Origin of the sequence: Comamonas flocculans, assembly GCF_007954405.1 — a bacterium.
GTDB lineage: Bacteria > Pseudomonadota > Gammaproteobacteria > Burkholderiales > Burkholderiaceae_C > Comamonas_C > Comamonas_C flocculans.
In genome coordinates this window covers 2,434,298-2,458,341 of sequence record NZ_CP042344.1, presented here as the reverse complement: position 1 = coordinate 2,458,341, position 24,044 = coordinate 2,434,298, and the positions used below count along the sequence as shown (strand labels likewise).

The window sequence follows — 24,044 nt, the reverse complement described above, 5'->3', positions numbered from 1 at the left end:
CAAAAACGTGAATTTACTGCTGGGTGGCGCCGTTCGCGCCCTGCGCGCTTGCCGCCGCCTGTTGCTGGTCGTACATGGCCTGGAAGTTGATCTCGGCCAGATGCACAGGCGGAAAGCCCGCGCGCGTCACCACGTCGGCCACGTTGGAGCGCGCATAGGGATAGATGATCTGCGGACAGATCACGCGCACCACATTGTCCATCTGCTCCTGCGGCACGTTGCGGATCTCGAAGATGCCGGCCTGCTTGACCTCGACCAGGAACACCGTCTTGTCCTCGTGCTTGGCATGCACCGTGGCGGTCACGGTCACTTCATAGACGCCGTCGACCACGGTCTCGGCGCCCACGCCCAGCTGGATGTCCACGCTGGGCTGCTGCTGCTCGAGCAGGATGGCGGGGGAATTGGGCTGCTCCAGGGACATGTCCTTGAGGTACATGCGCTGGATCTGGAAAACCGGGGTAGCTTGTTCGTCGGCCATGGTGTCGATCTTGGGAGAGGCAATGAAGGTGAAGGCCCGCCGGAGGACAAGCTCCGCGGGCGCGGGAAACCGCGCATTATGCAGTGCGCCCCAGCGCGCGAGCGCCCTGCCCCGGCTCAGCCCTGCAGCAGAGGCATGAGGCCACCGCGGGCATCCAGCGCCATCAGATCGTCGCAACCGCCCACATGCTGCTCGCCGATGAAGATCTGCGGCACGGTGCGCCGGCCGGTGGTTTCCATCATTTCCTGGCGCGCGCGGGGGTCGCCGTCGACGCGGATTTCCTGCAGGTCCTGCACGCCACGCGACTGCAGCAGCGCCTTGGCGCGCACGCAGTAGGGGCAGGTGGCGGTGGTGTAGATCTTGACGTTTTGCATGCCCCCATTCTTGCACCATGGGGGCAAAGAGGCATGGCTCAGACTTTTTCGATCGGCATGTTGGCCTCGCGCCAGGCCCGCGTGCCGCCGGCCAGAGTCTGGGCCTTCTCATAGCCCAGCTGCCGCGCCATGGCCGTGGCGCGGCGCGCGCGCATGCCGCGCTCGCACACCAGCACCAGCGGCACGCCCTTGTTCTTGACCACCTGCGGCAGGCGTTCCCTGAACTGCGACAGCGGCACGCTGCGGGCCCCGCTGACGTGGCCAGCGGCGTATTCTGCGGGCTCGCATACATCCACGACCACCGCCTTCTCGCGGTTGATGAGCTGCACCGCCTGCGTTGGCGTGAGGCCGGCGGCACCCGCCCCCGACAGCGTGGGCCAGGCCAGCATGCTGCCCGAAACCAGGGCCAGGACGATCAAATACCAGTTTTCAAGGAGGAAGTTCACTATGCTGCAAGCCCGAGGGGAAAGGCGCCGATTCTAGAATAGGCGGTTTTTCACTTGGCCAAGGTCCTGCTGCATGCACAAGCTCGTTCTGATCCGTCACGGTGAATCCACCTGGAACCTGGAAAACCGCTTCACCGGCTGGACCGATGTGCCGCTGACGGACACCGGCATTGCCCAGGCGCGCCAGGCGGGGCAGCTGCTGGCGGCCCAGGGTTACGAGTTCGACCTGGCCTACACCAGCATGCTGGCGCGGGCCACGCACACCCTCTGGCACTGCCTGGACGCGATGCAGCGCACCTGGCTGCCGGTGGAGCACAGCTGGCGCCTGAACGAGCGCCACTATGGCGCGCTGCAGGGCCTGAACAAGGCCGAAACCGCGCGCCAGTACGGCGACGAGCAGGTGCACATCTGGCGGCGCAGCTACGACGTGCCGCCGCCCGCGCTGGAGCCGGGCGATCCGCGCAGCGAGCGCGGCGACCTGCGCTACGCCAGCCTGAACCCGGGGCAGATCCCGCTGACCGAATGCCTCAAGGACACGGTGGCGCGCGTACTGCCCTACTGGCAGGAGGCCATAGCGCCGGCCATCCGCGCGGGCCAGCGGGTGCTGATCGCGGCGCACGGCAATTCGATACGCGCACTGGTCAAATACCTGGACGGCATTTCGGACACCGACATCGTGGGACTGAACATCCCCAACGGCATCCCTCTGGTGTACGAGCTGGACGCCGAGCTCAAGCCGCTGCGCCGCCATTACCTGGGCGACGCCGAGGCCGCCGCGCAGGCGGCCGCGGCGGTGGCTGCGCAGGGCCGGGCCTGATGCGGCGCGCCGTCCGCGCGCGAGCGCGCGCAGGCACGCCCAGGGTGTATATTGCCGCGACGCGGTAAAGGTGGTCTATGGGGCACAAGTTCAAGGTAGCAGGATGGATTTCGGTGGGCGTGCTCGCGGGCGCGCTCACCACGGTGTCGTTGCAGACCGTCGCGCGCGGGGCAATGTCGCCGCTGCCGCTGGAAGAGCTGCAGCAGCTGGCCGCCGTATTCGGCCTGATCAAGACCGACTACGTCGAGCCGGTGGACGACAAGAAGCTCATCACCGACGCCATCTCGGGCATGGTCTCGGGGCTGGACCCGCATTCGCAGTATTTCGACAAGAAGTCCTTCAAGGAATTTCGCGAAGGCACCTCGGGGCGCTTCGTCGGCGTGGGCATCGAGATCACCCAGGAAGACGGTCTCATCAAGGTGGTCTCGCCCATCGAAGGCTCGCCGGCGGACCGCGCGGGCCTGAAGACCGGCGACCTGATCACCAAGATCGGCGACGAGGCGGTGCGCGGCCTGCAGCTCAACGACGCGGTCAAGCGCATTCGCGGCGAACCGGGCACGAAGGTGACACTCACCATCTTCCGCAAGGAGGAAAGCCGCACCTTCCCGGTGACCATCACGCGCGAGGAGATCAAGACGCAATCGGTCAAGGCCAAGCTGGTCGAGCCAGGCTACGCCTGGATCCGCATCTCGCAGTTCCAGGACCGCACGCTCGACGACTTCGTGCGCAAGGCCGAGGAGCTCTACCAGCAAGACCCCCAGCTCAAGGGCCTGGTGCTGGATCTGCGCAACGATCCGGGCGGCCTGCTGGATGCGGCCGTGGGCATCTCCGCCGCCTTCCTGCCGCGCGGCAGCACGGTGGTGACCACCGATGGCCAGTTGGCCGAAAGCAAGGCGATCTTCACCGCCTTGCCCGAGAACTACGCACGCCGCGGCGGTGATCCGCTCAAGCGCCTGCCCGAGCTCTTTCACGGCATCCCCATGGTGGTGCTGGTCAATGAAGGCTCGGCCTCGGCCAGCGAGATCGTGGCCGGCGCGCTGCAGGACAACCACCGCGCCACCATCATGGGCAGCCAGACCTTCGGCAAGGGCTCGGTGCAGACCGTGCGCCCGCTGGGTCCGGACACCGGCATCAAGCTGACCACGGCGCGCTATTTCACGCCCAGCGGCAAGTCCATCCAGGCGCGCGGCATCGTGCCCGACGTGATGCTCGACGAAACCGCCGAGGGCGACATCTACGCGGCGCTGCGCCTGCGCGAGTCCGACCTGACCAAGCACCTGGACAACACCCAGGGTGAAGAGCAGGCGCGCGACAAGGCGCTGGAGCAGGCGCGCGAGGCGGCGCGCAAGAAGCTCGAGGAGGAGGCGCGCAACGCCAAGATCGAGCGCAAGCTGCCCGAGTTCGGCTCGGACAAGGACTTCCAGCTGCAGCAGGCGCTCAACCAGCTCAAGGGCCTGCCGGTGCTGGCCAGCAAGACGCTGACCGAGCGCAAGCAGGCCAAGAAGGAAGACTGAAGCCGCTCCTGCCCACCCGGGACCCAAGGCCGGCAGCTGCCGGCCTTTTTTCCATCCGCGCCCAGGCCATGAACGACGACCAGCTGCTGCGCTATTCGCGCCACATCATGCTCGAGGAGATCGGCATCGAGGGGCAGGAGCGCATCCTGGCCGCGCGCGTGCTCGTCGTCGGCGCGGGCGGCCTGGGCTCGCCCGCGGCGCTGTTCCTGGCTTCGGCCGGCGTGGGCCGGATCACGCTGGTGGACGACGACGTGGTGGACCTGACCAACCTGCAGCGCCAGATCGCCCACACCACGGCGCGCGTGGGCCAGGCCAAGGTCGACTCCTGCGCCAGCGCGATGCTGGCGATCAACCCCGGCATAGAGGTGGTGCGCGTGCGCGAACGCGCCACGCGCGCGAGCCTCGCGCCGCTGGTGCAGGCTGCCGACGTGGTGCTCGACTGCAGCGACAACTACGCCACGCGCCACGCGATCAACGCCGCCTGCGTGGCGGCGCGCAAGCCGCTGGTGGCGGGCTCGGCCATCCGTCTGGACGCCCAGATCGCGGTGTACGACCTGCGCCACGCCGACGCGCCCTGCTATGCCTGTTTGTTCTCGCCCCATGCCGCATTTGAAGAAGCGGCCTGCGCCACCCTCGGCGTTTTTGCGCCCATGGTGGGCATCATCGGCAGCATGCAGGCGGCGGAAGCTCTCAAGTTGATAGCAAACTTCGGCCAGACGCTGAGCGGCCGGCTGCTGATGCTGGACGGGCGCAGCATGCGCTGGACCGAGATGGCGCTGGCGCGCGAGCCCGGCTGCAGCGTCTGCGCCGGGCGTTGAAGGGCCGCTGCCCAAACGCGGGCGGGTGGGCTAGGATCGCCCATCGGCATTCCTCGTCTGTCCGTCCATGTTTCATCCGCACTTCGTGGCCACCCATGTGCGCTACACCACCTTCGCCCTGTCCGTGGCCGCGGCCGTCGTCAGCCTGCCGTGGATGGCGCTGCGCCCCGGGGCCTGGCCGCTGGTCATCTTCCTGCTCGCCTGCGCGCTGATTGCGGTGGGCGTGTACGACATGCAGCAGACACGCCACGCCATCCTGCGCAACTACCCCATCCTCGGGCACATGCGCTTCTTCCTGGAGTTCATCCGCCCGGAAATCCGCCAGTACTTCATCGAGGGCGACATCGAAAAGGGCGAACCCTTCACGCGCGCGCAGCGCACCGTGGTCTACCAGCGCGCCAAGGGCGTGCCCGACGTGCGCCCCTTCGGCACCAAGCTGGACGTGGGCGCCAAGGGCTATGAGTGGATCAACCACTCCATGCACCCCACCACCATCGACTCGCACGACTTCCGCATCTGGATAGGCGGGCGCCCGGACACCCCGCGCGTGGGGGTGTCGCCCTGCACCAAGCCCTACAACGCCAGCGTGTTCAACATCTCGGCGATGAGCTTCGGCGCGCTCTCGGCCAACGCCATCCTGGCGCTGAACCTGGGCGCGAAGATGGGCGACTTCGCCCACGATACCGGCGAGGGCGGCATCAGCCGCTACCACCGCGAACACGGCGGCGACCTGATCTGGGAGATCGGCTCGGGCTACTTCGGCTGCCGCAACCCCGATGGCAGCTTCAGCGCCGAACGCTTTGCCGAACAGGCCACGAACGCCCAGGTCAAGATGGTGGAGATCAAGCTCAGCCAGGGCGCCAAGCCGGGCCATGGCGGCATCCTGCCCGGGGCCAAGGTCACGGCCGAGATCGCCGCCGCGCGCGGCGTGCCCGAGGGCGAGGACTGCGTCTCGCCCTCGGCGCACAGCGCCTTTTCCACCCCGGTGGAGATGATGCATTTCATCGCCCGGCTGCGTGAACTCTCGGGGGGCAAGCCGGTGGGCTTCAAGCTGTGCATAGGCCACATCTGGGAGTGGTTCGGCATCGTCAAGGCCATGCTGGAGACCGACATCACGCCCGACTACATCGTGGTGGATGGCGCCGAGGGCGGCACGGGCGCCGCGCCGATCGAATTCGCCGACCACATGGGCGCGCCGGTGCAGGAGGGCCTGCACCTGGTGCACAACACGCTGATCGGCGTGGGCCTGCGCGAGCGCATCAAGATCGGCGCTGCGGGCAAGGTGATCACCTCGTTCGACCTGGCGCGCATGTTCGCGCTGGGCGCGGACTGGTGCAACTCGGGGCGCGGCTTCATGATGGCGCTGGGCTGCATCCAGGCGCAGGTCTGCCACACCGGCTTCTGCCCCACCGGCATCACCACGCAGGACCCGGTGCGCGAAAAGGCGCTGGTGGTTTCGGACAAGGCGCCGCGCGTGGCGCAATACCACGCCAACACGCTGCATGCGCTCAAGGAACTGCTGCAGGCCGCGGGCCTGATGCACCCGGACCAGCTCTCCACCCACCACATCGTGCGGCGCATCGACAGCGCGCGCATCCGCCTGCTCTCGGCGCTGATGCCGACGGTGGAGCGGCGCGCCATCCTCGACGACCTGCAGCACCAGCACAACGTCTACCGGCTGTACTGGCCGCTGGCGGACGCGCACAACTTCGCGCCGCACGTGCCCACGCCCGAGGAGCTGCAATACAACCCGGACATCCTGCGCCCCACCGTGGGCGGACGCCCGGCCTCTGCCGTGCAGATTGCCGAGTCGCTCACGCGCCGGCGCGCGCCCCACCCCGCGCCGGTGAGCGCCATCGTTCCGGAGCAGGCCAAGAGCTCGCCGACCGCGACCGCGGGCTCGCAGGTGCCGGCCGACTGGACGAGCTCCTGAAGCCGCGCTGGCACGGTCTGCGCCACAGGGCAAAAATTTACAGTAAAAAGTGGACCAAACTCTTGCCGGACAAGCGCTGCAAGCTATCAAACAAGTAGTATTTTTTTCCCCGCGCGGGGCATGCCCACGCCCTACTGCTGCCGTCCCACCTTGGCCAGCAGCGGCGCCAGCACCGCCGCGCTCACCAGGCCCTGCACCTTGCCGCCCAGCGTGGCGATCTCGCGCACCAGCGTGCTGCTGATGCTCTGCCAGCGCGCGTCGGGCGTGAGGAAGACGGTGTCTACCTCGGGGCGCAGGTGGCGGTTCATGTCGGCCAGCTGGAATTCGTAGTCGAAGTCGCTGCCCGAACGCAGGCCGCGCACCATCACCTGCGCGCCCTGGGCCACGGCGAATTCGGTCACCAGGCCCTCGAAGGGCAGTACCTGCACCTGCGGCAGGTCGGCCAGCGCGGCGCGCGCGAGCGCGAGGCGCTCGTCCAGCGTGAACAGCGTCTTCTTGTGGTGCGCGATCGCCACCGCCAGGATCACCCCGTCGAACAGCGCACAGGCGCGGCGCAGCATGTCCTCGTGCCCCAGGGTGATGGGGTCGAAGGTTCCGGGGAAGACGGCAAGGCGGTGGTCGGGCACGGTGCGCTCCTGGTTGGGCCAGCGGCCATTATGCGGCCTTGGGGACGAAAACTGGGGTTGGCGCAGGCGCAGCAAGCGCCGGAAGCTCTTGTTTCAATAGCTTTCAGGTGCGCTCTGCAGCAAATGGGCATGCGCCGCGCCGGCCTTGAGGTAGCGCTGGCAGACCAGGCCCGCCGGCTGCAGCGCGGCCGCATCCCAGCGCCGGCCGGCTTCCAGGTAGATCCAGCCGCCGGGGGCAAGCGCCCGCGCCGCGCTCTTCAGGGCCGCGGGCAGCAGCGCCTGCGTGTCGAAGGGCGGGTCCAGCAGCACCAGGTCCAGGCTGGCGGGTGCGCAGCGCGCGAGCTCGCTCAGGCCGTCGCCGCGGCGCACCTGCACGGCCGCCGCCCGCAGGCGCTCGGCCAGCTGGCCGATCTGGCGCGCCAGCAGCGCGTCCTGCTCCACCAGCAGCACCTGCGCCGCCCCGCGTGACGCCGCCTCCAGCCCCAGCGCGCCGCTGCCGGCAAACACGTCCATGCAGCGCCAGCCGCCCAGGTCCTGGCCCAGCCAGTTGAACAGGGTCTCGCGCACCCGGTCGGGCGTGGGGCGCAGGCCGGGGCGGTCCAGCACCGGCAGGCGGGTGCGCTTGTACAGCCCGCCGATGATGCGCACCTCGCCCGGTGCGCGCGCGGTGCGTGCCTTCATGGCCGGTCGGCCGCTGCCGCCGTGGGCGCGTCCGCAGCAGCGGGCGCCGCGCCCAGCACCACGGTGACCATGCGAGCGGGCTGCAGCACGCGGGCCATGGCGGCCTTGACCTGTTCGGCGCTGAGCGCCTGCACGCGCTCGGTCCAGCCTTCGAGGTAGTCCAGCGGCAGGCCGTTGCGCGCGATGTTGACGACGTTGCCCAGCAGCTTGCGGTTGCTGTCGATGCGCAGCGCAAAGCCGCCCACGAGGTTGTCCTTGGCGGCCTGCAGCTCGGCTTCGGTCGGGCCGTCGCGCACGAAGTCGGCGATCACCTGCTGGGTCACCTGCAGCGCCTGTGCGGCCTGCTCGGGGCGCGTCTGCAGGCCGGCGACGAAGGCGCCCACGTTCAGTCCGGGCGAAAAATCGCTGTACACGCTGTAGGACAGGCCGCGCTTTTCGCGCACCTCCTCCATCAGCCGCGAGGCGAAGCCGCCGCCGCCCAGGATGTGGTTGCCCACCAGCAGCGCGAGGAAATCCGGGTCCCTGCGCGCGATGCCGGGCTGGCCGATCAGCACGTGCGTCTGGGCCGAGTTGAAGGGGATGTCGATACGCTGCGGCGCGGCCAGCGGCGCCACGCTGGCCACCGCCGGCAGCGGCGCGCAGGCCTGCGCATCCCCGGCGGGCAGGCGGGCGAGCAGCGCGTCGACCAGGCCCTGCGCCTGCGCCCGGTCCACCGCGCCGACGATGGCCACGCGCGCGCGGCAGCGCTGCAGGTAGCGCGCGTGGTAGGCCTGCAGGTCGGCGACGCCGATCGCCTGCAGCGTGGCGGCCGTGGTCTCGTAACCGTAGGGATTGCCGCGGTAGAGGGCCCGCGAAAAGGCCTTGCCCGCGACGGTGCCCGGGCGCGTGTCGCCCTCGGCGATGGCAGCGCTCCAGCGCGCACGCTCGCGCTGCCAGACCGCCGCGGGGTAGCTGGGCTCGCCGATCTGGCGCGCGGCCAGTTCTGCGGCGCGCCCGAGCAGTTCGGGGCGGGTCAGCGAGCGCAGCGAAAAGCTCAGCGCATCGCGCCCGGCGTCCGCGCCCAGGCTCGCGCCCAGGTCGGCCCAGGCCTCGCCGAGCTGGTTCTCGTCCAGCGCCGGCCGGCCCTCGGCCGCGCGCACGCCCTTGGCGCTCATCAAGGCCGCGGCGCTGGCCAGGCCGGCCTGGGCGGCGGGGTCGCGGCGGCTGCCGGCGTCGAACTCGAGCTGCACGTCCACCATGGCAATGGCCGGGCTTTGCACCAGCCAGACCTGCGCGCCGTCGGGCCGCGTCCAGTGTTCTATCGGCAGGAGGGCAAACGCACTTTGTGTATAAAAAAGGCCTGTAACGCCCACCAGCATTGCGCAAGAAGCTATCTTTTTGATGGTTTTGATCATGGTTTGCCCTCCTCAGCGCATCACGCCGTCGTCGGCCCCGGCGGCGGGCGCCCTGGCCTTGGCGCCCTCGGGCAGGGCCTGGGGCAGCAGCGTGCCCACGGTCAGCTGGTCGTCGCCAAAGTAGCGCCGGGCCACGGCCTGCACGTCGGCCGGCGCCACGTCCTGCAGCAGCGCCAGCAGCCGGTCGTCGGCGTCCAGCGGCAGGCCTTGCACCCAGTTGCTGCCCAGGTCCATCGCCTGGCCCATGAGCGAGTCGCGCGCGTAGATGGTGGAGGCCGCCCACTGCGCCTTCACGCGCGCCAGCTCTTGCGCGCTCACGCCCTCGCGGGCCACGCGGGCGACGCTGGCGCGCAGCGCCTGCTCCACGTCCTCGGGGCTCTGGCCGCTGGCCGGCACGCCGGTGAGCATGAAAGTGGCCGGCCCGCGCCCGAAGATCGAGGCATGGGCCGCGGCGCTGTCGGCCACGCGCTGCGGGCCCTGGGTCAGCTCGCGGTCCAGCCGCGCACCGTCATAGCCGCTGAGCACCGCCGAGAGCACCAGCAGCGACAGCGCGTCCTTGTCCTCGGGCTGCAGCTGCGCCAGCCGCTGCATGCCGGGAATGCGAAACGCCAACGCCACATAGGCCTGCTCGGCCGGCGCCTTCAGGCTGACGCGGCGCAGGCCGCGCTGCTCGGGCTCGGTCTGCGGCTTGCGCTCGGGCAGGGCGGCCGAGGGCAGCTTGCCGTAGATCTCCTCGGCCCAGGCCAGCACCTGCTGCGGCTGTACGTCGCCCGCCACCACCAGCGCGGCATTGCCCGGCACGTACCACTGGCGGTAGAAGGCGCGCGCGTCCTCGGGCTGCATGCTGTGCAGGTCGCTCATCCAGCCGACCACCGGGTGGTGGTAGGGCGAGGCCATGAAGGTGGCGGCGTTGAGCTGCTCCATCAGCGCGGCGCGCGGCTGGTCGTCGGTGCGCATGCGCCGCTCTTCCTTGACCACTTCCAGCTCCTTGCGAAATTCCTCGTCGGGCCACTGGTTGTGCGCGAAGCGGTCGGCCTCCAGCTGCATCACGTCCTTGAGCCGCCCGGCCGGTATCTGCTGGAAGTAGCCGGTGTAGTCACGCGTGGTGAAGGCGTTCTCGCGCCCGCCCAGCCTGGCCACCCGGCGGGAAAACTCCCCCGGCCCCAGGCTGGCCGAGCCCTTGAACATCATGTGCTCGAGCATGTGCGCGAGGCCCGTGCGGCCGTTGACCTCGTCCATGCTGCCCACGCGCACCCAGAGCATCTGGACGGCGGTGGGCGCCCGGTGGTCGGGCTGCACCACCAGCTGCATGCCGTTGGACAGCGCGAACTGCTGCGCCCCCGAGGCGGTGGTCGCCACGGGCTCGCTGGCGGCGGCGGCGGGAATGGCGCCAGTGCCGGAAGTCTGTGCCAGCGCGCCTGCGCACGCGAGCACCCCGCAAAAAAGAAGGGCGTGTTTCATAGAATGGCTGCGATTCTAGAAACCCCGCAATGTTCAGCTTCTTCAAGAAAAAAACCCCGCCCCCTGCGGCCCCCGCCGCGCCGGCACCACCCGAGGCTCCGCCCGCCGGTGGCCAGCCCTCCCCGCCCCCGGCCGCAGCGCCCGCGCCGGTGCCGGCACCCGAGCCAGCCGCTCCCGCCGTCCCCGCCGCGGCACAGCCCCCCGCCGACACGCCGGCCGACGCGCCCGCTCCGTCTCCCGTCACCGCCGAGCCAGCGCGCCGGAGCTGGATGGCACGCCTGTCGGCCGGCCTGCGCAAGACCGGCAGCGGCATCACCACCGTGTTCGTCGGCACGCGCATCGACGAAGCCTTGTACGAGGAACTCGAAGACGCGCTGCTCATGGCCGACACCGGCGTGAAAGCCACCACGCAGCTGCTGCAGACGCTCAGGCGCAAGGTCAAGGAACACAAGGCGGCCGACCCGGCCGCCGTCAAGGCGCTGCTGGCCGACGCGCTGACCGAGCTGCTGCAGCCGCTGGAAAAACCGCTGGTCATCGGCGCGCACCAGCCCACGGTGATCATGGTCGCGGGCGTCAACGGCGCGGGCAAGACCACCTCCATCGGCAAGCTCACCCGGCACCTGGCGGACCACGGCCAGAGCGTGCTGCTGGCCGCGGCCGACACCTTCCGCGCCGCGGCGCGCGAGCAGCTGGGCGTCTGGGCCACGCGCAACACCGTGGACATCATCAGCCAGCAGGGGGGCGACCCGGCCGCCGTGAGCTTCGACGCGGTGAGCGCGGGCCGCGCGCGTGGCAAGGACGTGGTGCTGGTGGACACCGCCGGGCGCCTGCCCACGCAGCTGCACCTGATGCAGGAGCTGACCAAGATCCGCCGCGTGATCACCAAGGCCTACGCCAGCGCCCCGCACGAGGTGCTGCTGGTCATCGACGGCAACACCGGCCAGAACGCCCTCGCCCAGGTCAAGGCCTTCGACGAAGCGCTGCAGCTCACCGGCCTGATCGTCACCAAACTCGACGGCACCGCCAAGGGCGGCGTGCTGGCCGCCATCGCGCAGGAGCGCCCGGTGCCGGTCTATTTCATCGGCGTGGGCGAACAGGTGCAGGACCTGCAGACCTTCAAGGCACGGGAATTCGCCGAGGCGCTGCTGGGCTGAAGCGGCGCTCTGCAAGACCCCTCACAGGTCCTTGAGCAGGCGGCGCAGCACCTTGCCCGCACCGGTCGCCGGCAGCGCATCGATGAAGCGCACGTGGCGCGGCGCCTTGTAGGTCGCCATGTTCTCGCGCGACCAGGCGATCAGCGCCTCGGCCGTCAGGCTCTGGCCTGGCTTGGTGACAATGAAGGCCTTGACCACCTCGCCCTTGGCGGCATCGGGCTCGGCAACCACTGCGGCCTGGGCCACGGCGGGGTGCTTGATGAGCAGGGTCTCCACCTCCTCGGGGAATACGCTGTAGCCCGAGACCTTGATCATCTCCTTCATGCGCCCGGTAAAGCTCAGGTAGCCCTCGGCGTCGAGCCGGCCCATGTCGCCGGTGTGCACCCAGCCGTCTCTGAGCGTGGCGGCCGTGGCCTCGGGCTTGTTCCAATAGCCCTGGAAGTTGCCGGGCGAGCGCACGGTGATCTCGCCGAGCTCGCCCCTCGGCAGCTCTGCGCCGGTCGCGGTGTCCAGAATGCGGATCGCAACGCCCGGCATGGGCTTGCCCTGCGTACCCCAGCGGATCGCGCGCACGGGCATGCCGGTGTCCATGGTGTGGGTCTCGGACAGGCCATAGGCCGCCTCATAGCTCAGGCAGGACCCGCGCGTGAAGTCCTGCCACTGGCGCGCCAGCGGCTCGGTGAACATGATGCCAAAGCTGGTCACCGGGTTGCGCTGCAGGCTGGTGAGGTCATGGTGCTCGGCGCCTGGCAGCTGCATGCAGGCAACGTTCATCGGCGCTATTGAATACCAGTGCGTGACGCGGTACGTGGCGATCGCCTGCAGCAGCGCCTGCGGGTCAAAGCGAAACAGCAGCACCTGCGTGGCGCCGGCGTAGATGGGCACGTTCACACCCATCAGCATGCCGGCGATGTGGTAGAGCGGCGCGACCGAAAGCACCATGCTCTGCTGCGTGAAGTCGTTGGCCTGCGCGGTCACCTCGGTCTTGAACAGCGCGTTGGCAAAGCTCAGCATCGCACCCTTGGGCAGCCCGGTGGTGCCGCTGGTATAGGTCATCAGCGCCACGTCGTCCATGCCGCGCGCCACCGGGGCCGGGCAGGCGCCCGATTGCACTGCCGCTTCAAAGTCCTCGCAGTCCGCCTGTCGTATCCGGGGTGCCGCGCGCGCCGCCTGGAGCTCGGCCGGCAGCGGCAAGTTCGGCACCTCGGGCAGCCAGTCGGCGTAATGCACGGCAAACACGTGCGCGAGCGTGCTGCCGGCTTGGCCGCGCACCTGCTCGACGATGGGCAACAGATCGCTTGCGGCAACGATCACGCGTGCCTGCAGGTCGCCTACCTGGTAGCCCAGCTCATGCGCCTTGTTCAAGGGACCGCTCGGGCAGACGATGGCGCCCATCTTCTGGATGCCGTAATGCGCGACGAAGTATTGCGGACAGTTATTCAGAAACAGCACCACCGGTTCGCCCGCGCCCACGCCCAGCGCTTGCAGGCGCGCGGCGAAGGCGTCGCTCATCGCGTCGAGCTCGGCCCAGGTGATGGCACGGCCATACCACAGCAGCGCAGCCGCGTCGGGCCGCTCGCGCGCATGGCGGCACAGGTGTTCATGCAGCGGCGCGGGGGTCGTCATCGGTTTGCCTCCGAGTCAGGGTGGCACCGAGGATAAGCGCAGGCCGCAGCTGCGCCCAGCGCCGCCCAGAACGCAGGCGACAGGCTGCGGCCGCACGCGCCGCCGCGCCTGTCAGCGCTACTCGCGCCGCTTTGGCTGGCTGCTCGGCAGCACGTGCTCGGACATGATTTCGGCGGGCGGTGCCGTATCGCCACCGTCGGCGCCCTCGCCGTCCCAGGTGCCGCCGGTGCAGCGCGTATCGCCGCGCGGGTGCAGCACCGTACCGTCATCGAAGTCCAGCGGGCCATCCTGCGGAATGTCGTCCAGCGGGTGCGCGGTCACTTCGTCCATGCCGGCAGAGACGTCCTTCTCGGCGCTCATGGTGGCATTGGCTTCGGCGCTGGTCTCGGCGCGCGAGGTGGCTTCGCTCGGCGTGTCGGCGGCCGAAGAAGCGGGGGTGCTCGGGGTTTTCATGGCTGATTTCCTCATGAGGTCGTGCTATGCACACCGGGAGCAAGCCACGTGCCGGGCTGGCCTGGCATTGGGCGCAACGCCACGTACACAAACCGCAATGAAGGTCTGCGGCAACCCTGAGGAAAGGTGCGCATCCCCGGCGATGGGGCCCGCGCAGAATCAGCGAACAATGGTGGGTCGTGCGCGACTCGAACGCGCGACCAACGGATTAAAAGTCCGCTGCTCTACCGACTGAGCTAACGACCCGGGCGAGGAAAACCGTCGATTATAGAAAGTTTTTGCGCCGCTCCGGCCGGGCCAGGGTGCGCAGTACCCAGCCTGCGGCGGTCATGCCGAAGGTAGCGGTGACGGCCACGCTGGAGCCGTAGCCGTGGCAGTTCAGGCTGCCGTCGGTCTGCTCCAGGGCGCAGGAGGGGTCGGGCGCGGCCACGGCTTCGCGGCTGAAGACGCAGGGGATGCCGATCGGCCTGTCGCCGCGCGCACCGCCGTGGTGGCGACGCAGGGCGTAGCGCAGCTTGGCCAGCAGCGGGTCGTGGCTCACCTGGGCGAGGTCGGCCACTTCCACGCGCTCGGCCTGCTGCTTGCCGCCGGCGGCGCCCACGCTGATGAAGACGCCGCTGCCTTGCAGCGCCCAGGCGGCCAGCGCGATCTTGGCGGCGAGCTGGTCGCAGGCGTCGATGACGGCGCTGGCCGGTTCGGGCAACAGCCGCGGCCAGTTCTGCGGGCCGGCAAAGTCGTCCACGCAGTGCACCGTGCAGCCGGGGTGGATGAGGGCGATGCGTTCGGCCATGGCGCGCACCTTGGCCTGACCCAGCGTGGTGTCCAGCGCATGGGCCTGGCGGTTGATGTTGGATTCGGCCACGTGGTCCAGATCGATCAGGGTCAGCCGGCCGACGCCGCTGCGCGCCAGCGCCTCGGCGGCCCAGGAACCGACGCCGCCGATGCCGACGACAGCCACGTGGCTCGCGCGAATGCGCTCGGCCCCGGCCACGCCGTACAGCCGGTCCAGCGCGCCGAAGCGGCGCTGCACGTGCGCCCCTTGCAGGGCTGCGGCGCTCACTTCAGGCGGGCCAGGCGTTCCTTGGCGGCGCTGGCCGCCTCGGACTGGGGATAGACGCGGATCAGGTCTTCCAGGGTCTTGCGCGCGGCCTTGGTGTCCTTGAGTTCGACCTGGCAGTTGGCAATCGACAGCGCCGCCTCGGGTGCACGGGCGTGTTCGGGCGCGGCGGACAGCAGCGCCTTGAAGTTGTCGATCGCGCTCTGGTAGTCGCGCGTGGCGTACTGCGCATTGCCCAGCCAGAAGCGCGCCGAAGGCAGGTAGCCGGACTTGGGATACCTGCCCATGAAGCCCTGGAAGGCGCTGGCGGCGTCGGCGAACTTGCCGGTGCGAAAGACGGCCAGGGCCGCTTCGTAGTCGGCTTTCTCGGCCGGTTCGGCCTTGAATTCGCGCCCGTCCACCTGCACGGTCTCGGGCTCGAACTTGCGCAGGCGCTCATCGACGCTCGTGGCCACGTCCTTCTGGCGCTGCTGCAGCTCGCTCAGGTCGCGGCGCAGCTTTTCGTTCTGGCCGCGCAGCTCGGCCGTTTCACCGCGCAGCGCCTCGATCTGGGACTGCAGGTCGAGCACGCTGCGGCGCAGCTGCGCCGCGTCACCGCCCGAGTTCTGCTGCATCTGGTCGATGCGCTGGCGCATCTCCAGGATCGCGCGGCGGGCCTCGTCGTCCTCGAACAACGCGGCATGGCTCACGCTGGAGCCCAGCGCCAGCAAGGCGCATGCGACGGCCAGCCACCAGCGTGAAGTCTTCGCTTGCATGCGCCGCGCCCTTTCAGTGGTAGCTCAGTTCGACGCGGCGGTTCTGCGCGTAGGCGTCTTCGGAATTGCCCGGCACGGCCGGCTTTTCCTTGCCGAAGCTCACCGCTTCCATCTGCGCCTCGGGCACGCCCAGCAGGCCCAGGGCGCGGCGCACCGCCTCGGCGCGCTTCTGGCCCAGCGCCAGGTTGTACTCGCGCCCGCCGCGCTCGTCGGTATTGCCTTCGAGGGTCACGCGGCGCGCGTTGCTGCTCTTGAGGTAGTTGGCATGCGCGTCGAGCACCGACTGGTATTCGGGCTTGACGGAGTAGCTGTCGAAGTCGAAGTAGATCACGCGGGCCACGCCGACCGGGCCTTGCATCGTGCCCTCGCTGGCGTTCAGGTCCACCGGCGCGACCGCGCTCTGGCTGCCGCCGTTGTTGCTGGTGGAGGCGGCGCCCTGGTCGGTGACCGGCACGTCGTTGAGCTTGACGCCGGAACTGCAGCCGACCACCAGGGCGGTGGCGATCAGGGCCAGGGACATGCGACTGAACTGGAGGTGTTTCACTTTGAACTTTCGTGGATGAAATGAAAAGGACAGGAAAAGAAAAGACTCACTTCTGGAAGGGGCCCCAGGCGGGCTCGCGGATGTCGCCGCCCTGCCCGGCCAGGCGCGCCTTGATCTTGCCGTCCAGGGTGGTGGTCATGAGCATTTCCTTGCCCTGGTTGCGCGTGGCGTAGACGATGAGCTTGCCGTTGGGCGCGAAGCTCGGGCGCTCGTCGCTCGTGGTGTCGGTGATGGCCGCGCTGGCGTGCGACTTCAGGTCCATCACCTGCAGCTTGAAGGCGCCGCCGGTGCGCGTGATGTAGGCGAGCATCTGCCCGTCGGGGCTGACCGAGGGAGAGATGTTGTAGTTGCCCTGGAAGGTGACGCGCTCGGCCGCGCCGCCGCCGGCGGGCACGCGGTAGATCTGCGGTGAACCGCCGCGGTCGCTCACGAAGTAGATGCGGCCGTCGCTGGCGTAGGTGGGTTCGGTGTCTATGCCCGCGCTTTGCATCAGGCGCGTGGGCTCGCCGCCGCTGGCGCTGATGGTGTAGAGCTGCGAGCCGCCGTCGCGGCTGAGCGTGACGGCCAGCGTGCGCCCGTCGGGCGACCAGGCGGGCGCGCTGTTGGAGCCGCGGAAGTTGGCGATCAGGCGCCGCCTGCCGGTGGCGATGTCGTGCACGTAAACCACGGGTTTGCGCGACTCGAAGGACACGTAGGCCAGCTGCGTGCCCGAGGGCGACCAGGCGGGCGAGATGATGGGCTCGGGGCTGGAGAGCGCGGACTGGGCGCTCTCGCCGTCGGCGTCGGCCACCCACAGGCTGTAGCGGCTGCCGACCTTGGTGATGTAGGCGATGCGCGTGGAGAAGACGCCGCGCTCGCCGGTGAGCTTTTCGTAGATGTAGTCGGAGATGCGGTGCGCCGCCAGGCGCAGGTCGGCGCGGGTGACGGCATAGCTCTGGCCGCTCAGGTCTTCGCCGCGCACCACGTCCCAGAGGCGAAAGCGGGTGTCGAAGCGCCCGTCGGCCAGCGCCGTGATGCTGCCCACGCTGAGCGCGTCGGCCTTGCGTTCGCGCCACAGCGACAGGTCGGGGCGCGAGGCCTCGTCGAGCGCCGCGCCCGAGGCGTCGACGCCGACGAAGCGGCCGCTGCGCTCCAGGTCGGCCAGCACGATGCGCGAGATCTTCTGCGGCGCCGCCTCCTCGCCGCGCAGCGGGGCGATCGCGATGGGCAGCTGCGTGAGGCCGACGCCGGTGATTTCGACGCGAAACTGCGCCAGCGCGGGCAGGCTCCCCAGCGCAAGGCCGGCGGCGATCAGGTCGCGCCGCGACGGCCGCGGCGACAGGGGGTGGTCAAGCATCATGCCTAAGTTCGACTCGAAAAAAGCCTGGAGACAAAGCCCCGGATGTTACACATGGCGCAGCAAACCATGTGACAAACTGTGCCGCCCCTGAACCACCCCAACGTAGAATTTGCCCGCAATGCAAAGCGACAATTCTACGGCCGGCACCCCGGCCGCACCGGTGCCGACGCTGCGCGCACGCCTGCGGCGGCTGCAGCCCTACTTCGGCGACCAGCGCCTGGAATGGACGGTGGCGCTGCTCACCACCATCGTCGCCGCCGCTACCGAGCCCCTGATTCCGGCGCTGCTCAAGCCGCTGCTCGACGAAGGCTTCACCGAGGGATCACTGCCGCTGTGGTTGGTTCCCGCGGCCATCATCGGCGTGTTCCTGGTGCGCGGGCTGGCACAGTTCACCGGCAAGTACGCGCTGGCGCGCATCGCCAACGAGGGCATGGTGCGCCTGCGCGCGGTGCTGTTTCAGCGCCTGCTGGTGGCGCGCATGCGGGTGTTTGGCGAGCAGTCGGCCAGCGCGCTGTCCAACACCGTGGTCTATGAGGTGCAGAACGGCTTCACCGTGCTGGTGCAGGCGCTGCTGGGCGCCTCGCGCGACGGCTTCACGGTGCTGGCGCTGCTGGCTTACCTGCTGTATCTGAACTGGCAGCTCACGCTGATCGTGGCCGTCATGGTGCCGGCGGTGGCCTGGGTGATGACCACGTTGTCGCGGCGGCTGTACCGCATCACCAAGAGCAGCCAGAGCGCCACCGACGACCTCGCCTACGTGGTGGAAGAAAACGTGCTGGCCCACCGCATGGTGCGCCTGCACGGCGCGCAGGCGCAGGAGGCCGAGCGCTTCGCCACGCTCAGCCAGCGCCTGCGCCACCTGGCAATGAAGTCCACCGTCGCCTCGGGCGCGATGACGCCGGCCATCCAGCTGCTGGCCGCCGCCGCGCTGTCCACGGTGATCTGCATCGCGCTATGGCAGGGGCGCAGCAGCGGCGGCCAGGCGGTGAGCGTGGGCGGCTTTGCCGCCTTCATCGCGGCGATGCTGATGCTGATCTCGCCGATCAAGCGCCTGGCCGACATCGCCAACCCCATCACCCGCGGCGCGGCGGCGCTGGAGCGCGGCCTGCGCCTGCTCGAAGACACCGAGCCCGAGACCGAAGGCGGCCACGAGGCGGCGCGCGCGCGCGGCGCGATCGCGCTGCACGCGGTGCGCGTGCACTACGGCGCGCGCCAGACGCCGGCGCTCGACGGCGTGAGCCTGCAGGTGGCGCCCGGCGAGGTGGTGGCGCTGGTCGGGCCTTCGGGCTCGGGCAAGAGCACGCTGGTGAATCTGCTGCCGCGCTTCATCGAACCGGACGGCGGGCAGATCACGCTCGACGGCGTCGCGCTGGCCGACTGGCGGCTGGCGGCGCTGCGCCGGCAGTTCGCGCTGGTCGGGCAGGAGGTGGTGATGTTCAACGCCAGCATCGCCGCCAACGTGGCGCTGGGCGAGCCGGTGGACGAGGCGCGCGTGCAGCAGTGCCTGCAGGCGGCCAACCTGGCCGAGCACGTGGCCAGCCTGCCGCGCGGCATACACACCGAGGTGGGGCACAACGCCACGCAGCTGTCGGGCGGACAGCGCCAGCGTCTGGCGATTGCGCGCGCGCTGTACAAGGACGCGCCGGTGCTGCTGCTGGACGAGGCCACTTCGGCGCTGGACACGCACTCCGAGCGCCTGGTGCAGGATGCGCTGCAGCGCCTGATGCGCGGGCGCACCACGCTCATCGTCGCGCACCGCCTGTCGACCATCGAACACGCCGACCGCGTGGTGGTGATGGAGCAGGGCCACATCGTCGAGCAAGGCACGCATGCCGAGCTGGTGGCCGCCGGCGGGCTGTATGCGCGCCTGCAGTCCTCAAGAAAAGCATAGCTGCCAGCGCAAGACCCAAGCCGGTTTCAAACAAGTTTCACATTAAAACCATTGTTAGCACTACGCTACCAGCTCTTTTTTGCGTAGCGCTACCACTGGCCCTTGTTCGGGCGCTGGCGCTGCATGGCGCGCACGATGTCCTGCACCAGGCCTTCGCGCTCGGCCTTGCGCGCAAAGTCCAGCGCGCCCAGGCCCTGCTGGTTCCTGAGGGTGGGGTCCGCCCCTTCGGCCAGCAGCAGGCGCGCCACGTCGATCTGGCCGTACTGCGCCGCCATCATCAGCGGCGTGGTGCCGTTGGGCGAGCCGGCGTCGATGTAGGCGGCGTGCTCCAGCAGCAGGCGCACCATGGCCAGCGCGCCCTCGGCGCTGCTGCTGGCGGCGTAGTGCAGCGGCGTCCAGCCGGTCTTGTTGACGTCCGCGTCGCGCGCGATCAGGGTGCGCGCGGCCTGCAGGTTGCCGCGCATCGCCGCCATCATCAGCGGGCTTTCGTCCTTGGCGTTGCGCGCCTCCACGTCGAGCTTGCGGCTGGCAAGCAGCACGGCCGCGACCTTGCGCGAATCCTTGAACAGCGCCACGGTGATCGCGGGCTGGCGGCGCGCGTCGCGCGCGTTGGGGTCGAACCCGCGGCGCAGCAGGCTGGCGACGGTGCGCTCGTCATCGAGCTCTATGGCCTGAAAGAAGTCTTCCCAGGCGCCGGCGCGCGCCTGCGCACCCGCCAGCGCCGTGGCAGCCAGCAGCAGGGCGCGGCGGCGCATCACGCGGCCTGCCCCGCGAGGAAGAGGCGCTCGAAATTGCGGCTGGTGGCCTCGGCGATCAGGCCCACCTCCACGCCGCGCACCTGCGCGATCTGCTGGGCGACGTAGGGCACATACGAAGGGTTATTGACCTTGCCGCGCATCGGCACCGGGGCCAGATACGGGCTGTCGGTCTCGATCAGCATGCGCTCCAGCGGCACGAAGGCCGCCACCTCGCGCAGCTCCTGCGCCTTCTTGAAGGTGAGGATGCCGGAAAACGAGATGTAGAAACCCAGATCCAGCACGGCGCGCGCCACTTCCAGGGTTTCGGTGAAGCAGTGGAACACGCCACCCGCGCTGGCAGCGCTGGCGTCTTCGCCCTCCTCACGCAGGATGGCCAGGGTGTCGGCGCTGGCGCTGCGCGTGTGGATGACCAGCGGGCGGCGCGCCGCGCGCGCCGCGCGGATGTGGGTGCGAAAGCGCTCGCGCTGCCAGGCAAGGTCGGCCACGGCGCGCCCGCCCTTGCGCTCGTCCATCTGGTAGTAGTCCAGCCCGGTCTCGCCCACGGCCACCACGCGCGGCAGCCGCGCCAGGCGCGTGAGCTCGTCCACCGTGGGCTCGGCCATGCCTTCGGTTTCGGGGTGCACGCCCACCGAGGCCCAGAAGTTGTCGTGCGTGAGCGCCAGCTGGTGCACCTCGGGGAATTCTTCCATGGTGGTGCAGATGCACAGCGCGCGGTCCACCTGCGCGGCCTGCATGGCGGCGCGGATGTCGGCCAGCTGCGATCGCAGCTGCGGGTCGTTCAGATGGCAATGGGAATCTACAAACATGCGGCAGGAGCGGCCGGCCGCGCGGGCCGGCCAGCGGCAAGAGAGCTCAGAGTGTCTGGGTCTGGCGGTCGGCCCCCAGGGCGCTGCCCAGCAGCTCTTCAATCTTGGCCTTGAGCTGGTGGGATTTTTCATCGTCGGGGAAGCGCACGCCCACGCCCTGCACGCGCCCGCCGCCCACGCGCGCCGGGTTGATCCACGCCACCTTGCCCGCCACCGGGTAGCGCTGGGCCTGCTCGGGCAGCGACAGCAGCACGTAGACATCGTCGCCCAGGCGGTATTCGCGCGTGGTCGGCACGAAGATGCCGCCCTCCTTGAACAGGCGGATGTAGGACATGAACAGCTGCGTCTTGTCCTTGATGTTGAGCTGCATCACGCTGGGGCGCGGTGCATTGGCGGGTGTGGCCATGGCGGGTGGGCTTCAGCGGCGTTGGGGGTGCGGCAAGTTTAGCGCCAGGGCCTCGCGCGCCTGCGCCACCAGCGCCTGCAGCATCAGGCCGGCGTTGTAGGGGTGCTCGGCGCTGCGCGCCTCCTGGCGCAGCAGCGCACCCCAGCGCGTGAGCACCGCCAGCGAGGGCAGCTGCGCGGGCGCCGGCAGGTCGGCCGCGGCGAAGTAGCGCGGCGCGCCGCCCACGCCCAGCACCAGCAGGTCGTGGCAGAGCTTTTGCAGCACCGTGACGAGCTGGGGCGGCGTCAGCTCCGCCAGCGCGGCATGGTCGCCCTCGGCGAGCGCGCGCGGGATGCGCGCCCAGGCTTCGGGATTGCGCCCGCTGCGCGCCAGCGCCAGCGCGTCGTCCGGGCGCCCTCCGGCGGCGCGCAGCCAGACTTCGGCGGCGCCGGCGGCCACGCCCTGCTGGTGCAGCCAGGCCAGCGCCTCCTGCGGCGCGGGCCAGTGCAGCGCATGCGCCTGGCAGCGGCTGCGGATGGTAGGCAGCAACTGGTGCGCGGCCTCGCTCGCGAGCACGAAGCGCACCTCGCCCGGCGGCTCTTCCAGGGTCTTGAGCAGCGCGTTGGCGCTGACCGCATTCATCTGCTCGGCCGGGTAGATCAGCACCACCTTGCCGCGTCCGCGCGCGCTGGTGCGCTGGGCGAATTCCACCGCGTCGCGCAGCGCGTCGACGCGGATCTCGCGGCTCGGTTTGCGCTTTTTCTCGTCCAGCTCGGCCTGGGCCTTCTCGGGCAGCGGCCAGGCCAGCTGCTGCATCTGCACCTCGGGCATGAGCACGCGCAGGTCCGCATGGGTGCGCACCGCAATGCCGTGGCAGCTGGCGCAGTGGCCGCAGGCGCCCGCGGGCGTGGGCGACTCGCACAGCCAGGCGCGCGCCAGCTCCAGCGCCAGCGTGTACTGGCCCAGGCCCGAGGGGCCGTGCAGCAGCCAGGCGTGGCCGCGCTGCGCCAGCAGCTGGCTGCGCTGGCGCTCCAGCCAGGGCGCAGGCGCCGCGGCTTCGTCAGCCACCGCGCGCGCCCTCCAGCCAGCCGCGCGCGGCCACCGCGGCCAGCATCTGCGCGGCCACCTGCTCGCGCTGCTGCGCCGCGTCGATGCGCACCATGCGCCCCCCGGACTGCGCCGCGCGCTCGGCATAGCCGCGCGCGACGCGGGCGAAGAAGGCCTGGGGCTCGGTCTCGAAGCGGTCGGGCGCGCGCACGCCGGCCAGGCGCTCGGCGGCCAACTCGGCCGGCAGGTCGAACCACAGCGTCAAATCGGGTTGCAGCATCGAATCAGGCTCTGGCGCGATGCCAGTCTGCGCAAGCAGCTCCAGTTTTGATAGCTCCTCGCGGTCAAAGCCGCGCCCCGCCCCCTGGTAGGCGAAGCTGGCGTCGGTGAAGCGGTCGCACAGCACCACGTCGCCACGCGCCAGCGCCGGTGCGATCACCTGCACGATGTGGTCGCGCCGCGCGGCAAAGACCAGCAGCACCTCGGTCAGCACGTCCATGCGCTCGTGCAGCAGCAGCTGGCGCAGCTTTTCCGCCAGCGGCGTGCCGCCGGGCTCGCGCGTGAGCAGCACGCTGCGCCCGGCCGCGCGCAGCGCATCGGCCAGCGCCGCCAGGTGCGAGGACTTGCCCGCGCCGTCTATGCCTTCAAGGCTGATGAATGGCCCGCGCATCATTTGCTCCCGCCGCGCTGGTAGCGGTTGACGGCGCGGTTGTGCTCGTCCAGCGACGCGCTGAAATGGCTGCTGCCGTCGCCGCGCGCGACGAAGTACAGCGCCTTCGTCGGTTCGGGCTGCACCGCCGCCAGCAGCGCGGCGCGCCCCGGCATGGCAATCGGCGTGGGCGGCAAGCCCGCCCGGGTGTAGGTGTTCCAGGGGGTGTCGGTCTGCAAGTCGCGCTTCCTCAGGTTGCCGTCGAATTTTTCACCCATGCCGTAGATCACGCTCGGGTCGGTCTGCAACAGCATGCCCAGGCGCAGTCGGTTGATGAAGACGCCGGCGATCTGCGCGCGGTCCTGCGCGCGCCCGGTCTCCTTTTCGACCAGGCTGGCCAGCACCAGCGCCTGTTCGGGGCTCTTGAGCGGCAGGTCGGACGCGCGCGCCGCCCAGGCGGCCTCCAGGCGCCGGTCCATCTGGCGCAATGCGCGGGCCAGCACCGCCAGGTCGCTGCTGCCCCGCACGTAGGCATAGGTGTCGGGGAAGAAGCGCCCCTCGGGCGCGACGCCCGGGCGCCCGAGCCGGGCCATCAGCGCGGCGTCGTCCATGCCCGCGCTGTCCGCCTTGAGCCCGTCGGCGTGCGCCAGGGCCGCGCGCACCTGGCGGAAGGTCCAGCCCTCGATCAGCGTGAGGCTGCGCATGCTGGCGTCGCCGCGCACCAGCTTTTGCAGCAGCGTCAGGGGCGTGGTGCCCGGTGGAATCTCGTAGTTGCCAGCCTTGATCTGGCGGTCCTTGCCCGAGAGGCGAAACCACAGCCACAGCAGGCGCGGCGGTACCTGCACGCCGGCGCCTGCGGCCGCATGCGCCACACCCAGCGGCGTGGTGCCAGGCTCGATCTCCAGCTCCAGCGCCTGACTCTGGGCCAGCGGCAGTGGCGCGTTCAGCCACCACGCGGCCGCACCCACCAGGGCAGCGGCAAGCAACAGCAGAGTAATGAACAGTCTGCGCATCCGGCAGCAGGCTCCAGGGTCAGGG

The 24,044-nt window shown here is 70.0% G+C and carries 25 protein-coding genes and 1 tRNA gene; 6 read left to right on the top strand and 20 right to left on the bottom strand.

Annotated elements, in window-relative coordinates:
• Positions 1–13: 13 nt before the first annotated feature.
• The 3 genes from secB to FOZ74_RS11745 all read right to left on the bottom strand — a co-directional run bounded on the left by secB (position 14) and on the right by FOZ74_RS11745 (position 1,298).
• Complete coding sequence (secB, locus tag FOZ74_RS11755) at positions 14–478, bottom strand: protein-export chaperone SecB (protein WP_146913237.1); 465 nt, start codon at positions 476–478, stop codon at positions 14–16.
• A gap of 116 nt (positions 479–594) precedes the next feature.
• Positions 595–852 carry a glutaredoxin 3 gene (gene grxC / locus FOZ74_RS11750; protein ID WP_146913236.1) on the bottom strand — a complete coding sequence of 86 codons (258 nt, stop codon included), beginning with the start codon at positions 850–852 and terminating at the stop codon, positions 595–597.
• Positions 853–890: 38 nt separating this feature from the next.
• Positions 891–1,298, bottom strand: coding sequence for a rhodanese-like domain-containing protein (locus FOZ74_RS11745; RefSeq protein ID WP_146913235.1), 408 nt, complete (start codon positions 1,296–1,298; stop codon positions 891–893).
• A gap of 73 nt (positions 1,299–1,371) precedes the next feature.
• Between FOZ74_RS11745 and gpmA the strand changes: the two genes are divergently transcribed.
• From gpmA to FOZ74_RS11725, 4 genes are all read left to right on the top strand, one after another.
• Positions 1,372–2,115 (top strand): 2,3-diphosphoglycerate-dependent phosphoglycerate mutase, encoded by a 744-nt coding sequence (gpmA, locus tag FOZ74_RS11740; protein ID WP_146913234.1) that lies wholly within the window; start codon positions 1,372–1,374, stop codon positions 2,113–2,115.
• Between the two features lie 77 nt (positions 2,116–2,192).
• Positions 2,193–3,629, top strand: a complete 1,437-nt coding sequence (locus tag FOZ74_RS11735) for a S41 family peptidase (RefSeq protein ID WP_146913233.1) — start codon at positions 2,193–2,195, stop codon at positions 3,627–3,629.
• A gap of 68 nt (positions 3,630–3,697) precedes the next feature.
• The gene (locus tag FOZ74_RS11730; RefSeq protein ID WP_146913232.1) at positions 3,698–4,447 is read left to right on the top strand and encodes a HesA/MoeB/ThiF family protein; all 750 of its coding nucleotides are present in this window, start codon (positions 3,698–3,700) and stop codon (positions 4,445–4,447) included.
• Between the two features lie 67 nt (positions 4,448–4,514).
• Entirely contained in the window at positions 4,515–6,380 is a 1,866-nt protein-coding gene (locus FOZ74_RS11725; protein WP_146913231.1) for an FMN-binding glutamate synthase family protein, read from the top strand.
• Between the two features lie 131 nt (positions 6,381–6,511).
• On the opposite strand, the gene coaD is transcribed toward FOZ74_RS11725, so the two are convergent.
• The 4 genes from coaD to FOZ74_RS11705 form a co-directional block, all read right to left on the bottom strand.
• Complete coding sequence (gene coaD, locus FOZ74_RS11720) at positions 6,512–7,006, bottom strand: pantetheine-phosphate adenylyltransferase (RefSeq protein WP_146913230.1); 495 nt, start codon at positions 7,004–7,006, stop codon at positions 6,512–6,514.
• Positions 7,007–7,099: 93 nt separating this feature from the next.
• Complete coding sequence (rsmD, locus tag FOZ74_RS11715) at positions 7,100–7,687, bottom strand: 16S rRNA (guanine(966)-N(2))-methyltransferase RsmD (RefSeq protein WP_146913229.1); 588 nt, start codon at positions 7,685–7,687, stop codon at positions 7,100–7,102.
• The gene (locus tag FOZ74_RS11710; protein WP_146913228.1) at positions 7,684–9,081 is read right to left on the bottom strand and encodes a M16 family metallopeptidase; all 1,398 of its coding nucleotides are present in this window, start codon (positions 9,079–9,081) and stop codon (positions 7,684–7,686) included. Before FOZ74_RS11710 ends, rsmD begins: the two co-directional genes overlap by 4 nt.
• A gap of 12 nt (positions 9,082–9,093) precedes the next feature.
• Complete coding sequence (locus FOZ74_RS11705; protein WP_146913227.1) at positions 9,094–10,542, bottom strand: M16 family metallopeptidase; 1,449 nt, start codon at positions 10,540–10,542, stop codon at positions 9,094–9,096.
• Positions 10,543–10,571: 29 nt separating this feature from the next.
• On the opposite strand from FOZ74_RS11705, the gene ftsY reads away from it, so the two are divergent.
• Positions 10,572–11,696, top strand: a complete 1,125-nt coding sequence (gene ftsY / locus FOZ74_RS11700; protein ID WP_146913226.1) for a signal recognition particle-docking protein FtsY — start codon at positions 10,572–10,574, stop codon at positions 11,694–11,696.
• A 21-nt stretch (positions 11,697–11,717) separates the two neighbouring features.
• Here ftsY and FOZ74_RS11695 read toward each other — a convergent pair whose 3' ends face one another.
• The 7 genes from FOZ74_RS11695 to tolB all read right to left on the bottom strand — a co-directional run bounded on the left by FOZ74_RS11695 (position 11,718) and on the right by tolB (position 17,470).
• Positions 11,718–13,322 carry an AMP-binding protein gene (locus FOZ74_RS11695; RefSeq protein WP_146913225.1) on the bottom strand — a complete coding sequence of 535 codons (1,605 nt, stop codon included), beginning with the start codon at positions 13,320–13,322 and terminating at the stop codon, positions 11,718–11,720.
• Between the two features lie 117 nt (positions 13,323–13,439).
• Positions 13,440–13,775 (bottom strand): serine/threonine protein kinase, encoded by a 336-nt coding sequence (locus tag FOZ74_RS11690; RefSeq protein WP_146913224.1) that lies wholly within the window; start codon positions 13,773–13,775, stop codon positions 13,440–13,442.
• Between the two features lie 170 nt (positions 13,776–13,945).
• Positions 13,946–14,021: transfer RNA gene (locus tag FOZ74_RS11685), tRNA-Lys, on the bottom strand.
• Positions 14,022–14,040: 19 nt separating this feature from the next.
• Entirely contained in the window at positions 14,041–14,835 is a 795-nt protein-coding gene (locus FOZ74_RS11680) for a tRNA threonylcarbamoyladenosine dehydratase (RefSeq protein WP_146913223.1), read from the bottom strand.
• Positions 14,832–15,587, bottom strand: coding sequence for a tol-pal system protein YbgF (gene ybgF, locus FOZ74_RS11675; protein WP_146913222.1), 756 nt, complete (start codon positions 15,585–15,587; stop codon positions 14,832–14,834). Before ybgF ends, FOZ74_RS11680 begins: the two co-directional genes overlap by 4 nt.
• Positions 15,588–15,600: 13 nt before the next feature.
• The gene (pal, locus tag FOZ74_RS11670; RefSeq protein ID WP_146913221.1) at positions 15,601–16,107 is read right to left on the bottom strand and encodes a peptidoglycan-associated lipoprotein Pal; all 507 of its coding nucleotides are present in this window, start codon (positions 16,105–16,107) and stop codon (positions 15,601–15,603) included.
• Positions 16,108–16,177: 70 nt separating this feature from the next.
• Positions 16,178–17,470 carry a Tol-Pal system beta propeller repeat protein TolB gene (gene tolB / locus FOZ74_RS11665; protein ID WP_255437587.1) on the bottom strand — a complete coding sequence of 431 codons (1,293 nt, stop codon included), beginning with the start codon at positions 17,468–17,470 and terminating at the stop codon, positions 16,178–16,180.
• Positions 17,471–17,588: 118 nt separating this feature from the next.
• Between tolB and msbA the strand changes: the two genes are divergently transcribed.
• Complete coding sequence (gene msbA / locus FOZ74_RS11660; protein WP_146913220.1) at positions 17,589–19,361, top strand: lipid A export permease/ATP-binding protein MsbA; 1,773 nt, start codon at positions 17,589–17,591, stop codon at positions 19,359–19,361.
• 89 nt (positions 19,362–19,450) lie between these two features.
• Here the strand turns inward: msbA and FOZ74_RS11655 are convergent, their stop codons facing one another.
• The 6 genes from FOZ74_RS11655 to mltG are packed head-to-tail and all read right to left on the bottom strand — an operon-like array spanning position 19,451 to position 24,019.
• Complete coding sequence (locus FOZ74_RS11655; protein ID WP_146913219.1) at positions 19,451–20,116, bottom strand: ankyrin repeat domain-containing protein; 666 nt, start codon at positions 20,114–20,116, stop codon at positions 19,451–19,453.
• Positions 20,116–20,925, bottom strand: a complete 810-nt coding sequence (locus FOZ74_RS11650) for a TatD family hydrolase (RefSeq protein WP_146913218.1) — start codon at positions 20,923–20,925, stop codon at positions 20,116–20,118. Before FOZ74_RS11650 ends, FOZ74_RS11655 begins: the two co-directional genes overlap by 1 nt.
• Positions 20,926–20,971: 46 nt before the next feature.
• Positions 20,972–21,331: a PilZ domain-containing protein gene (locus tag FOZ74_RS11645; RefSeq protein ID WP_146913217.1), complete on the bottom strand. Its 360-nt coding sequence runs from the start codon at positions 21,329–21,331 to the stop codon at positions 20,972–20,974.
• A 12-nt stretch (positions 21,332–21,343) separates the two neighbouring features.
• On the bottom strand, positions 21,344–22,378 hold the full coding sequence (gene holB, locus FOZ74_RS11640) for a DNA polymerase III subunit delta' (RefSeq protein ID WP_146913216.1): 1,035 nt from the start codon (positions 22,376–22,378) through the stop codon (positions 21,344–21,346).
• On the bottom strand, positions 22,371–23,030 hold the full coding sequence (gene tmk / locus FOZ74_RS11635) for a dTMP kinase (RefSeq protein WP_146913215.1): 660 nt from the start codon (positions 23,028–23,030) through the stop codon (positions 22,371–22,373). The genes holB and tmk overlap by 8 nt, the downstream gene beginning before the upstream one ends.
• Positions 23,027–24,019, bottom strand: a complete 993-nt coding sequence (gene mltG, locus FOZ74_RS11630; RefSeq protein WP_146913214.1) for an endolytic transglycosylase MltG — start codon at positions 24,017–24,019, stop codon at positions 23,027–23,029. The genes tmk and mltG overlap by 4 nt, the downstream gene beginning before the upstream one ends.
• Between the last annotated feature and the right edge of the window lie 25 nt (positions 24,020–24,044).